This window comes from Phycicoccus sp. Root563 (genome assembly GCF_001427915.1).
Classification (GTDB): domain Bacteria; phylum Actinomycetota; class Actinomycetes; order Actinomycetales; family Dermatophilaceae; genus Pedococcus.
Window position 1 is genome coordinate 3,418,949 of record NZ_LMGM01000001.1, and the last position, 16,577, is coordinate 3,435,525.

14 protein-coding genes are annotated in these 16,577 nt (G+C 73.0%); 6 read left to right on the plus strand and 8 right to left on the minus strand.

What is annotated here, in order from left to right; translation table 11 throughout:
* Together ASD62_RS16230 and ASD62_RS16235 are read left to right on the plus strand one after the other, a co-directional pair.
* Positions 1-981 (plus strand): glycosyltransferase, encoded by a 981-nt coding sequence (locus ASD62_RS16230; RefSeq protein WP_056916841.1) that lies wholly within the window; start codon positions 1-3, stop codon positions 979-981.
* 58 nt (positions 982-1,039) lie between these two features.
* Positions 1,040-1,444 carry an adenylyltransferase/cytidyltransferase family protein gene (locus ASD62_RS16235; RefSeq protein ID WP_056917470.1) on the plus strand — a complete coding sequence of 135 codons (405 nt, stop codon included), beginning with the start codon at positions 1,040-1,042 and terminating at the stop codon, positions 1,442-1,444.
* A gap of 63 nt (positions 1,445-1,507) precedes the next feature.
* Here the strand turns inward: ASD62_RS16235 and ASD62_RS16240 are convergent, their stop codons facing one another.
* Positions 1,508-1,912, minus strand: coding sequence for a DUF2304 domain-containing protein (locus ASD62_RS16240; protein ID WP_056916842.1), 405 nt, complete (start codon positions 1,910-1,912; stop codon positions 1,508-1,510).
* A complete protein-coding gene (locus ASD62_RS16245; protein ID WP_056916843.1) occupies positions 1,909-2,577 on the minus strand; it encodes a glycosyltransferase family 2 protein in 669 nt (222 codons plus the stop codon). Before ASD62_RS16245 ends, ASD62_RS16240 begins: the two co-directional genes overlap by 4 nt.
* 224 nt (positions 2,578-2,801) lie before the next feature.
* Here ASD62_RS16245 and ASD62_RS16250 point away from each other — a divergent pair, with 224 nt between their 5' ends.
* Positions 2,802-5,186, plus strand: coding sequence for a SpoIID/LytB domain-containing protein (locus tag ASD62_RS16250; RefSeq protein WP_056916844.1), 2,385 nt, complete (start codon positions 2,802-2,804; stop codon positions 5,184-5,186).
* A gap of 110 nt (positions 5,187-5,296) precedes the next feature.
* Here the strand turns inward: ASD62_RS16250 and ASD62_RS16255 are convergent, their stop codons facing one another.
* Both ASD62_RS16255 and ASD62_RS16260 read right to left on the minus strand, forming a co-directional pair.
* Entirely contained in the window at positions 5,297-5,935 is a 639-nt protein-coding gene (locus ASD62_RS16255; protein ID WP_056916845.1) for a CoA transferase subunit B, read from the minus strand.
* Between the two features lies 1 nt (position 5,936).
* Complete coding sequence (locus ASD62_RS16260; RefSeq protein WP_056916846.1) at positions 5,937-6,749, minus strand: CoA transferase subunit A; 813 nt, start codon at positions 6,747-6,749, stop codon at positions 5,937-5,939.
* Between the two features lie 493 nt (positions 6,750-7,242).
* On the opposite strand from ASD62_RS16260, the gene ASD62_RS16265 reads away from it, so the two are divergent.
* Positions 7,243-8,832 (plus strand): peptidoglycan-binding protein, encoded by a 1,590-nt coding sequence (locus ASD62_RS16265; protein ID WP_056916847.1) that lies wholly within the window; start codon positions 7,243-7,245, stop codon positions 8,830-8,832.
* Between the two features lie 33 nt (positions 8,833-8,865).
* Here ASD62_RS16265 and ASD62_RS16270 read toward each other — a convergent pair whose 3' ends face one another.
* On the minus strand, positions 8,866-9,585 hold the full coding sequence (locus tag ASD62_RS16270) for a TIGR03089 family protein (protein ID WP_056916848.1): 720 nt from the start codon (positions 9,583-9,585) through the stop codon (positions 8,866-8,868).
* 46 nt (positions 9,586-9,631) lie between these two features.
* Between ASD62_RS16270 and ASD62_RS16275 the strand changes: the two genes are divergently transcribed.
* Both ASD62_RS16275 and ASD62_RS16280 read left to right on the plus strand, forming a co-directional pair.
* Positions 9,632-10,774: an acyltransferase gene (locus ASD62_RS16275; RefSeq protein ID WP_056916849.1), complete on the plus strand. Its 1,143-nt coding sequence runs from the start codon at positions 9,632-9,634 to the stop codon at positions 10,772-10,774.
* 68 nt (positions 10,775-10,842) lie between these two features.
* The gene (locus tag ASD62_RS16280) at positions 10,843-12,960 is read left to right on the plus strand and encodes a hypothetical protein (RefSeq protein ID WP_056916850.1); all 2,118 of its coding nucleotides are present in this window, start codon (positions 10,843-10,845) and stop codon (positions 12,958-12,960) included.
* A gap of 82 nt (positions 12,961-13,042) precedes the next feature.
* On the opposite strand, the gene ASD62_RS16285 is transcribed toward ASD62_RS16280, so the two are convergent.
* The 3 genes from ASD62_RS16285 to ASD62_RS16295 form a co-directional block, all read right to left on the minus strand.
* Entirely contained in the window at positions 13,043-15,202 is a 2,160-nt protein-coding gene (locus ASD62_RS16285) for a cell wall-binding repeat-containing protein (protein WP_056916851.1), read from the minus strand.
* 169 nt (positions 15,203-15,371) lie between these two features.
* Entirely contained in the window at positions 15,372-15,635 is a 264-nt protein-coding gene (locus ASD62_RS16290; protein ID WP_082580883.1) for a hypothetical protein, read from the minus strand.
* A gap of 42 nt (positions 15,636-15,677) precedes the next feature.
* A complete protein-coding gene (locus tag ASD62_RS16295; protein ID WP_056917471.1) occupies positions 15,678-16,466 on the minus strand; it encodes an inositol monophosphatase in 789 nt (262 codons plus the stop codon).
* Positions 16,467-16,577 lie beyond the last annotated feature (111 nt).

A 16,577-nucleotide genomic window follows, 5' to 3' on the forward strand; every position in this document is an offset into this window, starting at 1 on the left:
GTGACGACCCGCGGACCGGTGCGGGTGCTGCAGTGGGCCCAGGAGCACGGTGAGGTCGGTGGCGTGCACGCCAGCCACCGGCAGCTCACGGCGACGCTGCGCTCCGAGGGGTCCGTCGTCCGCTACGTCGACACCGGCTCGCCCCGCCGCGCGCTGCGAGCGCTGCCATCGGTCTGGGCCCGCCGGTCCCTCCACCTGTTCCACATCACCAGGCTGTGGCGGGCCATGGTCCTCGCGCCGGTGTTCGCGGTGCTACCGGGTACGACCGTCCTCGTCCTGCACTCCGGCTCCACCCTGGGCCAGGTGCGCAGGCTCGGACCGGCAGGCGCTGCCGTGCTGCGCGTCGCCCTGCACGCCTACGACCAGATCTGGGCCGTCAACGACGAGATCCGCGAGGTCCTGCCCGCCGGGCTCCGCGGGCGGGTCCGCGTGGTCACGCCCTACGTCCCCTCTCCTCACGCTGTCCCAGCCGTCGCGCCCGCGCGTGACCCACACGCCGTCGTGGTCGCCACGAACGCCGGGCTCGAGCACTACCACGCCGACCTCGCCGTCGAGGCGGTCCGCCGGGTGCGCTCGGGCTCGTGGCCCGATGCCACCCTCCGCGTGCTCGCCTACGGCCACGACGGCGACCGGCTGGCCGAGCTGCGTCAGCTGGTCGCACGGGAGCCGTGGGTCACGCTCACCTTCGACGCCCCGGCACCCGAGGTGGCGCACGTGCTCGCCTCCAGCGGCGTCTTCCTGCGCCCCACCGCCTGGGACGGCGACTCGGTGATCGTCCGGGAGGCGCTCGCGGCCGGTGCCCGCGTGGTCGCCAGCGACACCTGCCCACGCCCCCTCGGGGTCGAGCTCTCCCCCCTGGACGCGGCCTCGCTCGCGCAGTCCCTGGTCGAGGGGGGACAGGCCAGCACGGGGGAGGGCCTGTCCACGACCACCATGCTGGACGCCGCCCACGATGCCGCCGCCGCCGTGGCCGGACGGTAGCCTCGGCGCAGCGCACCACCACGACGGCCACGCCGCGACGCCATACGAGGAGCTTTTGTTGAGCAACCGCACCGTCATCACGTTCGGCACCTTCGACGTGCTGCACGTCGGGCACATCCGCGTCCTCAAGCGGGCGGCCGAGTTCGGTGACCGGCTCGTCGTCGGGGTGTCGGCGGACGCGCTCAACATGGCCAAGAAGGGCCGCAACCCGGTGTTCGACCAGGACGAGCGGGTCGAGATCATCAGCAGCCTGAAGGTGGTCGACGAGGTGTTCGTCGAGGAGTCGCTGGAGAAGAAGCGCGACTACATCCTCGAGCACGGGGCGTCGGTGCTGGTCATGGGCGACGACTGGGCCGGCAAGTTCGACTGGGTCAGCGACGTGTGCGAGGTCGTCTACCTGCCCCGCACGCCGTCGGTGTCGACGACCGGGCTGATCGAGCACATCGCCAAGATCGCGCCCTGAGACGGCGGCGGTCCTGCGCGGTCCGCCGCTGGGACCGTGGTGGGCCGCGAGTCGGGCCGCGAGTCAGGCCGTGGGGGCCCCGTCGGTCGGGGAGTCCGGCGCGCCGGTCGTGCGAACCTGCTCCTGCGGGAAGTCGCGCTCCGCCTCGTCCAGGGCGAGCCGTCGGGCCAGTCGCGTGTAGCGCGTCTCGAGGTCGCGGAAGCGTAGGTAGGTCGTCACGGTGAAGCTGAGGAACGCCACCACGAGCGCGTAGAGCACCATGTCGGTGCCACGGCCGACGCCGACGACGTGGGCGATGCGGTTCCAGACGTTCGGGATGAGGATCGACACGACGGCGAACGCGGCGAAGAGCAGGAGGCCGAGCCGGCGGATCGCCTGGGCGCGGGCGCCGTTGCTGCGGAACAGCCGGGCGACGAACGCCAGCACGGCGACCATCAGCACGACCTGGATCAGCACGAGGTTGGTCATCGGAGGATCAGCTCCACGAGGATGTTGACGGCGTTCCAGATCGACTGGCCCTTGGCCTTGGAGTAGTCGGTGTAGAGGATGTGCACCGGGCTCTCGCCGTAGCGGACGTCCAGGTCACCGATCTGCGCGACGAGCTCGGAGGCGTGCGCCATCCGGTTCTGGGTGATGTCGATCCGCTCGACCACGCCCCGGGACAGGAGCCGGAGGCCGTTGTGGGCGTCGGTGAGGCGGGTCTTGGTGGTGAGGTTGGTGTAGCCCACCGCTGCCCGCAGGACGATCTTCTTGAGCACGGACGCCTGGGTGCGGTCGTCGAGGAAGCGGGAGCCGAACACGACCTCGAGCGACTCGGCCCGGGCCTTCTCGAGCATGGCCACGACGTCCGAGACCTGGTGCTGGCCGTCGGCGTCGAAGGTGACGACCCACCGCATACCGGGGTCGCCCAGGGCGTAGGTGAAGCCGGTCTGGAGGGCCGCGCCCTGCCCGAGGTTGATGGGGTGGCGCACCACGACGGCACCGGCCGCCTCGGCGACCGCCGCGCTGGCGTCGGACGAACCGTCGTCGACGCAGACGACATGGGGGAAGACCGCCCTGGCGGTGGCCACCACGTCGCCGATGACCTGGGCCTCGTTGTAGAGCGGGATGACCAGCCAGACGTCGTCGTTCATCGTCGGCCAGCCTAGTGGGCCGCCCGGGCGGTGCTGGTCAGGCGCGGGCGGGTGGGAGGAGAATTGCCGTGGAGGCCGGCGCTGCGGGGTGCGTAACGAAACGGCCACGTGGTTCCCCTCAGACCGGGACGACGGCGACCGATGTGTGACTGTGGGGGCTGGTGCCCGATTCGTCGGGCTGCCCACCCCCCTTCGCAGACTCTGAGAGTGAGAGGACACCTCCCGTGTTCCGAACGACGCGACGGCGTGCCGTCCGCTTCCTCGCCACCACGGCCGTCGGTGCCGTGGCCCTCGGCCTGGCCGTGCCCACGGGCGCCGCTGCCGCGGGGAACGCCCCGGACCCGCAGTGGGGTGCCAACCAGCCGCGGCCGACGTTCACGGAGAGCCCGACCGACGGGAACCCCGACGGACCCGCGCCCGACGCGTCCGCGCCGACCGTCTCCGGTGCCGAGGCCTCGGCCGCCGTCGCCCAGGACGAGCGTCGCGCTGCGACGGCCAGGTCCTCCGCAGCGGCCGCCTCCTCATGGGTGCTGCGCGGCGCCGGCTGGGGCCACGGGATCGGCATGAGCCAGTACGGCGCGTTCGAGATGGCCAGGGCGGGCTACACGGCCCCCCAGATCCTCAAGCACTACTACACGGGCACCACGTACGACGCCGTCAGCGACAGCCAGACCCTGGACGTCAACATCCTCAACCAGGTGTCAGGGTCGAGCACCGTGACCGCTGTCCCGTCGCTCGTGGCGGCCGGCAACGGCGGCGGTGCGTTCACCGTCACGGTCGCAGGGGACTCCCGGACCATCACCGGTGCGCTGGGCGACGCCGTGTCGTTCAGTCGGGTCGGCGACACCATCAAGGCGAGCTGCTCGTCCTGCACCGGGGTGTCCTCCCTGGCCGGCACGACCGCCATCCTGCGGTGGGACAGCCTCCCCGGCATGAACGACAAGACGCTGATGAAGATCGGCGGCACGCTCTACCGCGACGGCACCGTCCGGATGAAGCCCTACGGCACCAGCAGCTGGAACGTCGTGAACCGGGTCCGGCTGCACGACGAGTACCTCGACTACATCGCCGAGAGCCCGTGGTCGTGGAACCTCGAGGCCCTCAAGGCCCAGGCCGCCGCGGCTCGCGGCTACGCCCTCAGCAAGTACCAGGCGCTGGGCGGCACCGTGCGCGCATCCTGCGACTGCCACCTCTACGACACGACGGCGGACCAGGTCTACGCCGGCTACTCGACCGTGCTCGGCAACGGCAACCAGCCGTACTGGGCCAACTGGCGCAACGCCGTCCGCGCCGCGGGCACGTCTGCGACCGGCTACGTGGCCCGCTCCAAGGGGACGATCATCCAGGCGTTCTTCTCCTCGTCCTCGGGCGGTCGCACCGAGAACAACGAGGACGTCTGGGGCGGCACGCCCCTGCCGTACCTGCGCGGCGTGTCCGACCCGTGGAGCCTCAAGGACAGCAACCCCGCACGGGCGTGGCGCCAGGTGGCCAGCGCCCCGTCGCTCGCCCGCGTGTTCGGCCTGTCCGACGTCGCGCGCCTCGACCTGTCCGACCGCACCGCCAACGGCGGGGTGCACACGGCGACCGCCACGTCGACGGCCGGCACCGTGCGCACCGTCACCGGTGACCAGCTGCGTTCGGTGGTGGCCTCCGGCACCCCGTTCTCGGGTCAGGTCAACTCGACGATGATCCGCCACCTCACGACCCGCCTCTCGGGGGCGGACCGCTACGCCTCCGCTGCTGCAGTCGCGGCACGCACCACGTCGTCGGCCGGCGCCGTCGTCGTGGCGGCCGGCGACGGCCTGCTCGTCGACGCCTCGGTCTCCGGGCCGCTCGCGGCCACGGTCGGCGGACCGCTCCTGCTCACGCAGCAGTCCAAGCTCCCCGCCGCGACGATCGCGGAGCTGAACCGCCGCGGCAGCGCGGTGAAGACGGCCTACGTCGTCGGCGGTGCCGGCGTGGTGTCGGATGCGGTCGCCGCGCAGCTGAGGAGCCGCGGGCTGACCGTGACCCGGCTCGGTGGCTCGAACCGGTTCGAGACCTCCGCCGTCGTCGCCAAGGCCATCAAGGCCAGGCGGGCCACCCCGACCGTCGTCGTCGCCGGTGGCGAGGGACTGCCGGACGCGCTCGGCGTCTCCGGCCCGGCCTCCGCCCTGCGCGAGCCGATCCTGCTCACGCCGGCAGGGGGCCTGAGCTCGTACACGTGGTCGGCCCTCTCCGCCCTCAAGCCCACCTCGGCCCGCGTCGTCGGCGGCAGTGCCGTGGTGGCCACCGGGGTCGAGGACCAGCTGCGCCGTGCCGGCGTCACCACCGTCACCCGCCTCGGCGGCACGGACCGGTATGCCGTCTCGGCTGCGGTCGCGTCCTTCTACCGTTCGCGGGTGCCGGTCCAGTCCGAGATCGTCCTCACGTCGGGGCGCAACGAGTCGCTCGTCGACTCGCTCGTCGCCGGAACGCTGCAGCGGGTCATCGCCCTCACCCCGGGGTCCTCCCTCGGTGACGACGCCCTCGCCACCCTGCAGACCAGCTCGCAGCTCGAGACCCTGACAGCGGTCGGCGGCACGGCCGTGGTCTCGGCCGCGACCCTCACGACGGCTGCCAACAGCTGACCCGACGACCCGACCCCTTCTCCCCGCGAGTTTGAAGCGGCACCGACGTCCTGACGTCGGTGCCGCTCCAAACTCGGCGCGCGGGAGGTCGCGGTCGCCCGGTGCCGGCCTCAGGTGAGGTCGGTGGTGAACTTCGGCTCGGTCTTCTCGCGGACCTCGTCCTCGGTCACGCCCTCGGCGAGCTCGCGCAGGACCAGGCCGTCGGCGGTGACGTCGAAGACGCACAGGTCGGTGATGATCCGCTGGACGACACCGCGACCGGTGTAGGGCAGGGAGCACTCCTCGACGATCTTGTAGGAGCCGTCCTTGGCGTTGTGCTCCATCAGGACGATGACCTTCTTGGCCCCGTGGACCAGGTCCATCGCGCCGCCCATGCCCTTGACCATCTTGCCGGGGATCATCCAGTTGGCGATGTCTCCCCTGGCCGAGACCTGCATCGCGCCGAGGATCGCCGCGTCGACCTTGCCACCACGGATCATTCCGAAGCTCGTCGCCGAGTCGAAGAACGAGGCGCCGCGTCGCAGCGTGACGGTCTCCTTGCCGGCGTTGATGAGGTCGGCGTCCTCCTCACCCTCGAACGGGTACGCGCCGACGCCCAGGATGCCGTTCTCGGACTGCAGCACGATCTCGACGTCGTCGGGCACGTAGTTGGGGACCAGCGTCGGCAGCCCGATGCCGAGGTTGACGTACGAGCCGTCGGACAGCTCCTGGGCGGCGCGGGCCGCCATCTGCTCACGGGTCAGTGCCATCTCAGGCCTCCTGGCTCTCGGTGTGGCCGTCGGTCGGGCCCTCGGTGCGGGGCCGGGTCGTCCGGCGCTCGATCCTCTTCTCGGCGGCCTGCTCCGCGGTCAGCGGCAGCACGCGGTGGACGTAGATGCCGGGCAGGTGGACCTGGTCGGGGTCGAGCTCGCCGGGCTCGACCAGCTCCTCGACCTCGGCGACCGTGACGCGCCCGGCCATGGCGGCCAGCGGGTTGAAGTTGCGCGAGCTCTTGCGGAACACGAGGTTGCCGTGGCGGTCGCCCTTCCACGCCCGGACCAGGCCGAAGTCGGCCACGATCGCCCGCTCGAGGATGAACTCCTTGTCCTCACCGTCGACCTCGAAGACCTTGCTCTCCTTGGGAGGTGAGGCCTTGGCGACGGTGCCGTCCGCGGCATACAGCCAGGGGAGGCCACCCTCGGCGACCTGGGTGCCGGCACCGGTCACGGTGTAGAACGCCGGGATGCCGGAGCCGCCGGCGCGCAGCCGCTCGGCGAGCGTGCCCTGCGGCGTCAGCTCGACCTCGAGCTCGCCGCTCAGGTACTGGCGGGCGAACTCCTTGTTCTCCCCGACGTACGAGGAGACCATGCGGCGGATCCGCTTGTCCTTGAGCAGGATCCCGAGTCCCCACTCGTCCACGCCACAGTTGTTGGAGATGGCCTCGAGGTCGCTCACCCCCGTGTGGTGGATCGCGTCGATGAGCACGCTCGGGACCCCGCAGAGCCCGAAACCACCCACCGACAGGGAGGAGCCGTCGACGATTCCGTCGATGGCCTCGGCTGCGGAGGAGACGACTTTGTCCATGGCGGCGACTCTAGTCGGCGGCTCCCGCCGCCCGTGCGTGGTCCCTCCCCACCGTCCCGCCCACCCCGGGTGTCCCCGCCACACGTCCCGGTCCGGAGCCGAGTCCGGGATCGTGCGGCGGTGGCGGCGGCGACCCACGAGGGAGCGGGGCACGGGGGTGGTCCGTAGGGCCGTGGTGGGTATGGCGGCGGGTCCCACGGCCGCGTGGGCGCACCGGAGCGAAGCGGAGGTGCGGATGGTAGGCCCGAGGACCACCCCCGTGTGCCGCGACCGGTCAGCCGAGTGCCGAGCGGCCACGGCGGACTCCTGTCGCCATCGGCTGGACGGGGGAGGGGATCGCGAACTCCACGGTTGTAGTTCTGGGGAAGCGGTTGTGACGCGTGTGAACCGGTGGGACAAATGTCTCGCCTGCCCCGGGCGTGATGGCCCGGGACCGGCACCGTCGACTCGTCCGCGCCCCGCGACCCGGGGTGCCATCCCCCTGGAGCGTCCCGTGTCGCGTGCTGTCCGTGCCCTCGGTGTGCTGAGCATCCCCGTCCTCACCGTCCCCCTCGCCATGGCGGACGCGCAGGCGGCGAGCGTGCCCAAGCCGCCGAGCAAGGCGTTGCCGTCGGCGCTCGACCTGGCCTCGCCCTACCAGGCGCAGCGCCTGTGCGACCCGGTGGCCAAGCCCGGGGTGGTGGCGTTCGCGACGCTGTTCTCGAGCCACTACGGGCTCGGCAGCGCGTCGTACGGGATCATCCGCAACTGCAACAGCGGCCTGACGGAGCACTCCGAGGGACGTGCGTGGGACTGGATGCTCAGCGTCAACAAGCCCAACGAGAAGGCCGTGGCCGACTCGGTGACCGCGTGGCTGTCGGCGCCGGACGCCCAGGGGCGTCCGGGTGCCATGGCCCGGCGGTTCGGGATCATGTACATCATCTGGAACCACAAGATGTGGCGCGCCTACGACCCCGGCCGCGGCTGGGCGACCTACACCGGGCCCGTCCCGCACACCGACCACATCCATTTCTCGTTCTCGTGGGACGGCGCGTACGGCCACACGTCCTGGTGGACCGGCAAGGCCATCACCACGATCGACCCCGGTCCGGGGTCGGCGCCTGCGCCTGCTCCTGCTCCGGCGCCGACGTCGTACCCCGTGCTGGCCAAGGGGTCGACCGGACCCGACGTCGCCCTCGCGCAGAAGGTCGTCGGCGCGACGCCCGACGGTCAGTTCGGCCCGAAGACCGAGGCGGCGGTGCGGAGCTGGCAGGGCAGCCACGGCGTCGCCGTCACCGGGGTGATGGACGCGCCCACCTGGGCGAAGATGGTGGCCCTCAAGCTGGTCCCCGCCCGGGGCGCGGCACCGAGCACGCCGACGCCGACGCCGACCCCCGCGAAGCCAGCCCCGGCCGACCCGCTGGCGCAGTACGCCGCCACGACGATCAGCAAGGGCGCCACCGGACCGGCCGTCGTGGCGCTCCAGAAGGCCCTCCACGTCACCGCGGACGGCCAGTTCGGCCCGAAGACCGAGGCGGCGGTCAAGGCGTTCCAGACCCGCCGCAACCTCACGGCCAACGGCGTCGTCGGACCGCCCACCTGGAAGGCGCTCATGGGCGGGACCGCGACCACGTCGACGCCGTCGCGCTCGGCACCGGCGCGCACCGCCACGCCATACACGGCCCTGATGTCGACGGTGCTGCGCACCGGCTCGCGCGGGGACGCCGTCAAGGTCCTCCAGCGCGCGCTCGGCGGCCTCGCCGTGGACGGTGCATACGGTGCACGGACGGCCTCCGCGGTGTCGGCGTTCCAGAGGTCCCACCACCTCGGTGACACCGGTGTCACGGACTCGAAGGTCTGGAAGGCGCTGGAGGCGCGCGACTACCCGTTGCGCGGCTACTACTCGACCGTCGTGAAGAAGGGCTCGAAGGGTGCGGCCGTCGTCGCGCTGCAGAAGGCGCTGCACGTCGGCGCCGACGGCGACTTCGGTCCGCAGACCGAGGCCGCGGTCAAGGCCTTGCAGGGGCGCGCCAAGCTCGCGCGCACCGGCGTGGTCGCGACGGTGACGTGGAAGGCGGTCGAGGCGGAGCTCCGCAAGCGCTGAGCCGGACACCTCCGGGCTCGGGGCGCGAGCTCCCTACTCTTCCAGCGTGATTCCCTCTGTGGCGACCCGGTGAGAGCGTGCCTCGTCGTCGAGCTCGCCGCGGGTCAGGACCACCGAGCCGTCCGCGGCCCACGCGGACAGCGCGGCCGTGAGGACGCGGCCGAGGTCACCCCCCGAGAGGTGGACGCGCACACCCCGCTCCCAGCCGCGGTCCTCCACGACCGCGCCGTATGCCGCCTCGGCACCTGCCGAGCGCAGCGCGGGGGCGTCCTCATCGGGCTCGTCCAACGCGGTGAACTGGTCGCCGTACGTGGACAGCTCGCGTGCCTCGTCCATCGCGGTCGCGTCGGGGGAGGCGTCCGGCGACCGGCGCGCGAGGGCGGCCAGGGTCACGAGCACCGCTGCACCCGGTGCATGCTCGGCAGCCGCGGGGTCGTCGGTGACCAGGAGGTCCGCGTCGTCGCCGTCGTCCCCGCCCACGACCACGGTGGCGCCGACCGACCACGCCGCCATCGCCCAGTAGACCGACCGCCAGTGCGGTGGCAGGTCCAGGCGCACGGTCGCCCCGGGGCCGAGGTCGAACTCGTCCTGCAAGGCGTTCGCCGCCTTGTTGACCCAGTTGGCCAGCACCTTGCCGCTGAGCTCGATGCGTTCGCCACGGGTGGCGCCCGGGGTGTCCTCGTAGAAGGTGATGCGCGGTCTGGCGGGGTCGCTGCGCAGCACGGAGGCCAGGACGCTCGAGGGGGTGGGCATGCCCCCAACCTAGGGGCCGGGGCGCCCGCTGCGACATGCTGGTCCCATGGACGCGCCCCCGACGCCCAGCCCTGCCGGCACGCCCGTCGACGGCCTCTCGCTGCTCGCCTACACGAGCTGGCTGCGCGTCATCGCGATCGTCGGGGTGGTCTGCATCCACGTCGCCGGACTCACGTACGTCAACCCCGACCTCGAGGGTTCGGGGGCCTGGTGGCTGGCGGCCGCCCTCGACTTCGGCGCCAAGTGGGCGGTCCCGGTCTTCGTCATGGTCAGCGGTGCCGTCATCCTGCGACCCCCGGCGGACCCGTCGGCCCGACGGTTCTACCGCCGCCGCCTGGGGCGCCTCGGCATCCCGCTCGTCTTCTGGCACGTGGTCTACGTCGTCCTCGTCGTGACGGTGGTCGACCCGGAGGTCGAGGCCCCGGCCGTCGTCGCGAACGTCCTTGCAGGAGAGGCCTACACGGCCCTCTACTTCTTCTGGCTCATCCTCGGCCTGTATGCCGTCGTCCCCCTCCTCTGGCCGGTCGTCCGGGCCTGGAGCCCCCGTCAGCTCACGGTCGCCGGTGCCGGCCTGGTCGCCGTCCCGGCGCTCGACGCAGCGCTGCGCGGAGTCATCGCCCTCCTCGAGGACCGACCCGTCGACGACGCATCACCCACGCTGGTGACCCAGTTCGTGCCCTACGTCGGGTTCCTGCTCCTCGGCCACGCCCTCGGGCCGGTGGTGCTGCGCGGTCGGGCCCTCGTCCTCACCGCGCTCGGGACGGCCGCCCTCTGCGCAGAGCTGGTCCTGCAGGCTGCCGTGGTCGGTGACCCGGGGTCCGACGTGGGGACGCCGACCGGTGCCGGGGCGGTCCTCGCTGCCGTCTCACCGCTCACCTACCAGGGCGCCATCCTGGCCCTCGCTGCCGTCGGGGTGTTCGTCGTGGTCCGCAGCGTGGCCCACCCGTCGTCGGCCCTCGCTGCCCCCGCGCTCGCGCGGCGGATGCGGCGGCTGGGCGACCTCACGTTCGGGGTGTTCGCGTGCCACCTGCTCGTCCTCGCCGCCGTGGTCCGGCTGCCGGGCGTCGATCTCGTCGACGGCGCCGAGTCGGTGCCGGGTGTCGTGACGCTGGTCGGCGTGGTCGTCGTCCTGGCGTTCGCGGTGACCGCGGTCCTCGCCCGGCTCCCCGGGCTGCGCCGCGTCGTCTGACGGCCGTTCCGAGACCGTGGGGTGGGGCGTCGGCGGGACGGGCCCCGTGGGCACTAGCGTGGTGCGGTGTGAGCAGCCGCGCGCCCCGCAGCTACCCGTACACCCCTGATGTCGGCGACCTCCCGCTGCTGCGCGGTGAGGCGTGGAGCGGCTGGGTCGTCACCCGGACCGTCGTGGGGGCCGCGCTGTGGCTCGTCCTCGGCGCCCTCGCGGCGGCGGTCCTGGCCCTCGTCGGCCTGTGGCAGCCGTGGGTCGCCCTGCCGGTCCTGGCCGTCCTGGGCGCAGTGGCCTCCCGGCTCGCCGGTCGGGTGCCGGTCCGCCCGCTCCCCGTGTGGTCGGCGATCGCCCTGGTCCTGCTCGCGGTCGGGTCGACCGTGTGGGCGGGCACCACGCACTCCGAACAGGTCCTGCCCCGCCGGGACTCCGGCTCCTACCTGCAGTCGGCCATCGAGCTCGCGAGCGGCCACACCCGGCCGATCAGCATCTCGGCCGACTCCGTGGGTGGTCCGGACGTGCTGGCCATCGACGGGGTCACCCTCGCCAGCCCGGCCTTCTTCGCCACCGGGACGCCCCAGGACCCCACGATCCAGCCGCAGTTCCCGCCCGGCACCGCGGCCTGGTACTCGGTGGCCTGGTGGGTCGGGGGAGCCACGGCGACGTTCTGGGCCCCTGCCGTCCTGTGGGGCCTGGCGGTCCTGTCGATCGGCCTGCTCGGGTCGCTGCTCACCGGGCCCCGGTGGGGTCCGCTCGCCGCGCTCGGCACCGCCCTGGTCTTCCCGCTCGTCCACGTCGCCCGCTCGACCTACTCCGAACCCGTCGCGCTGCCGGTCCTCGCCGCCGGGCTGGTCGCCCTCGTCATGGCCGCCCGCCACGCGACCGTGGCCCAGGAGGTGGGAGCCAGGGCCGGAGCTCTCGCGGCCGGCATCCTGCTCGGTGGTGCCATCGTCATCCGGGTCGACGCGCTGCGTGAGGTGATCCTCGTCGTCCCGGTGGTGGCGCTGGCCCTCGTGCAACGGCGGGCCCACGCCAAGATCCTCGGCGTCACCACTGGTGTCTCGGCGGCCGTGGCGCTCGGCCTGACCTGGCTCACGTCGAGCGAGTACCTCGGCAGCATCGCCGGCTCGCTCCTTCCGCTCGCGGCCCTCGGGGTCGTGGTCCTCGTCGTCTCCGCGGTCGTCGTCGCCGGTGCCCGCCGGGGCTGGGCGCTCGGAACGCTGGTCCGGGCGTGGCTGCCCCGACTGCTGGCCACCGGCTTCGTCCTCCTCGGGGTGTTCCTCGCCTCCCGGCCGCTCTGGCAGGTCGTGCGGCAGTCCGCGGCGGACTCCGGCGCCCGCGTCGTCGCCGGGCTGCAGTCCCGCCAGGGCCTGCCTGTCGACGGCGGCCGCACGTACGACGAGCAGTCCCTCGTGTGGATGGCCTGGTGGGTCGGGCCCGTGGCCCTCGTCCTGGCCCTGGTCGCGGTCGCGGTGCTCGCCCACCGCGCGGCGTCGGCGTGGGTCGACGGCCGTGACCTCCCGGCGTGGGTGGGGCCGGGCGTCGTCGCGGTCGGCTCGACCCTCCTCACCCTCTACCGGCCGGGCATCACGCCCGACCACCCGTGGGCCGACCGCCGCCTCGTCATCGCGCTGCCCACCGTCGTGATCCTCGTCGCCGCCTGTGCGGCCGTGGCCTCCCGGTGGTCGACGAGGCGCCTGCCGTATGCCGTGAACGTCGCCGTGAGCATCGCGGCCGCCGCAGCGCTCCTCGTCCCCACGGCCCTGGCGACCAGGCCGCACCTCGACGAGCGCGTCGAGCGCGGCGAGCTCGCTGCCGTCGACTCGGTCTGCGGCCAGCTGCGTGCCGGCGACGTGGTGCTCATGGCCGATGCGCGGGCGGCGAACGAGTGGCCGCAGGTGGTGCGCGGCTACTGCGGGGTCGCCGCGCTGTCGACCACGACGGCCCTGCGCCAGGACCCGGCGCGCATGGCACGGGCGGTCACGCAGATCACCAAGGCGGTGGACGCCGGAGGCGGCAGGCTCGTGCTGCTCGCCGCCGACTCGACCAAGGCCCTGACCGACCTCGGGCTGGACACGGCCGTGGTGGGGGCGGACACGACGGTGCAGGAGGACGCGCGCCTGCTCGAACGACGACCCGACGGGCTCGTCCCCCTGCCGGTCCAGGTCTGGCTCGGCACGCCGAAACCGTAGCTCTCGCAACGGGGGCCGCGCTCACGACATACGAAGGGGCCCGGTGGTCGATGCCACCGGGCCCCTTCGTCGTGCACGGTCGTCAGCGCTGGTTGGCGCTCCGGAAGGTGGGCGCGGTGTGGCCCGGACGGGCCTCGGTGGCCCGGGCGACCTGGTCGGCGCGGCTGGCGGCCTTCGCGCCGGCGACGGCGGCCGGGACGGCGGCGAGCGGGTTGTCGACGGACGGCACGTCCAGGCCCCACAGGACGGTCTGCGCGCCCGCGTTGGCGCCGACCTGCGTCCGGACGGCGTCGCTGACCACACCGGCGCCGCCGAAGACCGCGACGTCGTCGGTGGCCGGGCGCAGGGCCAGGCTGACCGTGTTGACCGTCGCCGGGACGGCCTTCGGGCTCACCAGCAGCAGGGGCTGGTGGTAGGCGCTCATCGAGGCGCCGCCGGTGACGGCGTCGGGGAACGACATCCCGTTGGCGTAGCCGACACGCGTCGCGGCGGGGAACCACCGCTGGGCGACGAGGGCGCTCGTGGCGAACCGGTCCGTGCCGCTGATCTTCTCGCCGGCCCGCGAACCGAAGGTGCCGACGGCCTTGGCGGCAGCGCCGCCGATGGCGTGGGCCTTCTTGATCGCCGCGCGGCCGTTGACGTAGGTCTTCACGGACGCGGGGGTGGTGCCGCCGTTGGTGAGCAGGACCGGGGCGAAGAACAGGGAGGCCGCCGGACCCGCGGACAGCGCGTCGGGGAAGTTCATGCCGTCGGCGAGGAAGACCGCGTCGCGGGTGAGGAAGCCCTCCGACCCGGCGAAGCCGAGGTCGAGCTCCTTGGCCACCCGCACGCTCGTGGTGAACCGGTCGGTGCCGGAGAGCCGGGAGACGGTGAACCCGTTGGACGCCAGGGTCGTCTGCACGGCCTTCGAGATCACCCCGGTGCCACCGACGATGTAGACGAACCGGTCGGCCTTGGCCGGCATCAGGCGCTTGAGCTCGGCGAGGACGCGCGGGTCGAGCTTGGCCGCGGGGTTGATCAGCAGCGGCGAGTCGGAGGCGCCCGCGAGGGGGCCCGCGACGAGCGCGTCGGGGAACGACTCCGAGCTGGCGATGATGGCGCCGCTCGACCCCTCGGGCCAGCCGTCCTTGCTCACGGCGATGCCGGTGGCGACGCGGTCGGCGCCGCCGAGGCGGGTGGTGCTGGCCGGGACGGTCAGGGGGCGCCACGAGGGGCTCTCGAAGTGCGCGGCGACCGCGGTCCCGGGCAGGTTCGCGCTGTCGACCACGACCGACTCGGCGCCACCGGCGAACGTGTTGCCCGTCTTGTCGACGATCTTCAGGGTGCTCGAGGCGCAGTCCGTGGAGGAGGCGACGAAGGCGAGCGAGCGGCCGCTGGGGGAGAAGGACGGACGGTGTCCGGCGCAGGTCGCGCCGAGCGAGGCCACCTGCACCGGGCCGGCAGCGCCCTCGACGACGTACAGGGCGTCGCCGTCGGCACCGGTGCCGATGAAGGCCAGGGTGCCGTCGTTGCTGACGACCGGGTCGTGGGCGTCGAGGTCGCTGAAGCCGAGCGGGGCCGGGTCGTTCAGCGGGGAGTTCCACATCGCGTTGCCGCTGCGCGGGAAGTCGGCGTCGACGGTGGCGAGGTCGCGCTTGCCCGTGCCGGCGTCCCGCACCGTGACGACGAGGGACAGGCCGTCCGGGGTGGGCGCGCTGACGCCGGGGTCCTCGGTGAGCGACTTGGTGAGGGCCTCGGTGCGCGTGCTGACCAGCCAGGCCGCGCGGTTGGTGAACGTGCTGCCGTTCTGGGTGGTGCTGGTCAGCGAGTCACCGAACGGCGACCACTGGCCGGACGTGGGGCGGCTGACCGCCCGCACGTTCTCGAGGGTGGGGTCGGACAGGTTGCTGATGTCGAACCCACCGGACGGCACGCGGGCGAGCAGGTCGCCACCGGGCGCCCAGGCCAGGTCCTTGGCTGCGTACATCGTGGAGTACTGCACCGGGCTCCCGTCGCGCTTGAAGCTCATCGCCTGCGTCGAGGACGGGTCGTCGTTGTTGATCCGCGCGACGGTGATCTCGCCGTCGGCGTCGGTCGTCGGGATCCACTCCACGTTGTAGAGGGACGGGTCCCAGCCCTGGCCGGGTGCTGCCGAGGCCGGCGCCGCGGCGCCCAGGCCGGCGGCGGTGGCGAGCAGGACGGTGCCGACGCCGAAGGCCACCGTGCGGCGGGCGGAGGCGGGCGAGGAGGTGGGTGTCTTCATGCGCTGGATCTTTTCCCCTGGGAGCGAAGTGGCCGATCGACCGCAGCGAGGGTAACTCGCGGAATTACGACATTTCGGCCCGTTGCGCGAACACGCAGGGCCGTTCGCGCAGACGTGCCCGAACGGCTGAGGTGGACCGGGTGCGGGACGCCCGTCGCGGCGCGCTGGCTCAGTCGAGGAGCCGCCAGGTCGACCCGACGCCGTCCGGCCCGGTCAGGCGACCGGTCGAGAGGCCCTCGCGGATCCGTCGTCGCACGAGCGGGACCTCGGCGGGCGAGGCGTCGAACGCCACCGTGACGACGTGCTCGGCCCCGTCGGGCTCGACCGAGGAATGGTGCGGCCAGCGGCAGTCGCCGTCGTGCTCCCAGTGGCCGCAGAGCGCGACGGTCACGGCGCCACCGAGGGCGGCGGGGTCCCCCGTGAGGTCGCGCACGCGCCATACCTGATCGTGCGCGAAGCCGGCCACGGTCTCGACCTAGCGCTTCGCGAAGGCGTCGCTCGCGTGGCGCCGCACCGCGGCATACGTGCCCCTGTCGGCGGCCACGATGATCCCTGGCGTGAGCACCTTCGGTGCGTATGGCGTCCCGTCGGCGTGCCCGACGTAGCCGCCGGCCTCGGTGACCATCAGCCCGCCGGGGGCGTGGTCCCAGGGGCTGTTGCGGGCGTACAGGATGTAGTCGGCGGCACCTTCCATGAGGCGCGGGTAGTCGACCCCGCAGCAGACCCACGAACCGACCAGCGCGGGCAGGGCGCCGAGCGAGTGCCCGCGCAGCGGCCAGATCGAGGTGACGCCGCGCGGGGGCACGCCGTCGGCGACGGGTTCGCGGGTGACGCGCTCGCCGTTGCGGAAGACGCCGGCGCCCTTCTCGGCGACCCAGGCGACCTCGTGCTCGGGCTGCCAGATCCAGGCACGGACGGTCTCGCCGTGCCGGACCTCGCTCACCATGACGGCGTGGTCGGGGGAGCCGTGGACGAAGTTCTTGGTGCCGTCGACCGGGTCCACCGTGAAGGCGTGCTCGGCCTGCACGTAGCGGTCGAGGGTGCTCGGGTCGGTCGAGGTGCGTTCCTCGCCGAGGATGAACGCCCCCGGGAAGGCCGCCTCGAGCTCGCGCGTGAGGATCGCCTCGGACTCCTGGTCGGCGATCGTGACGAGGTCACCGGGGTTCTTCTCCATGACCTCGCCCTCGGCGAGCGACCTGAACCGCGGCGTGATGACCTCCGCCGCGACGGACTTCATGAGGTCCAGCACCTGTCCTGTGTCCACGACCCCACCGTTCCACACGTCAGCCCCCAGCGGTGCACCCGGTCCAGCCCCGCCCCCGCCCGCCGACCTGCCCCGCCCCCACCAGCCCCGCCCCCACCAGCCCCGCCCCCC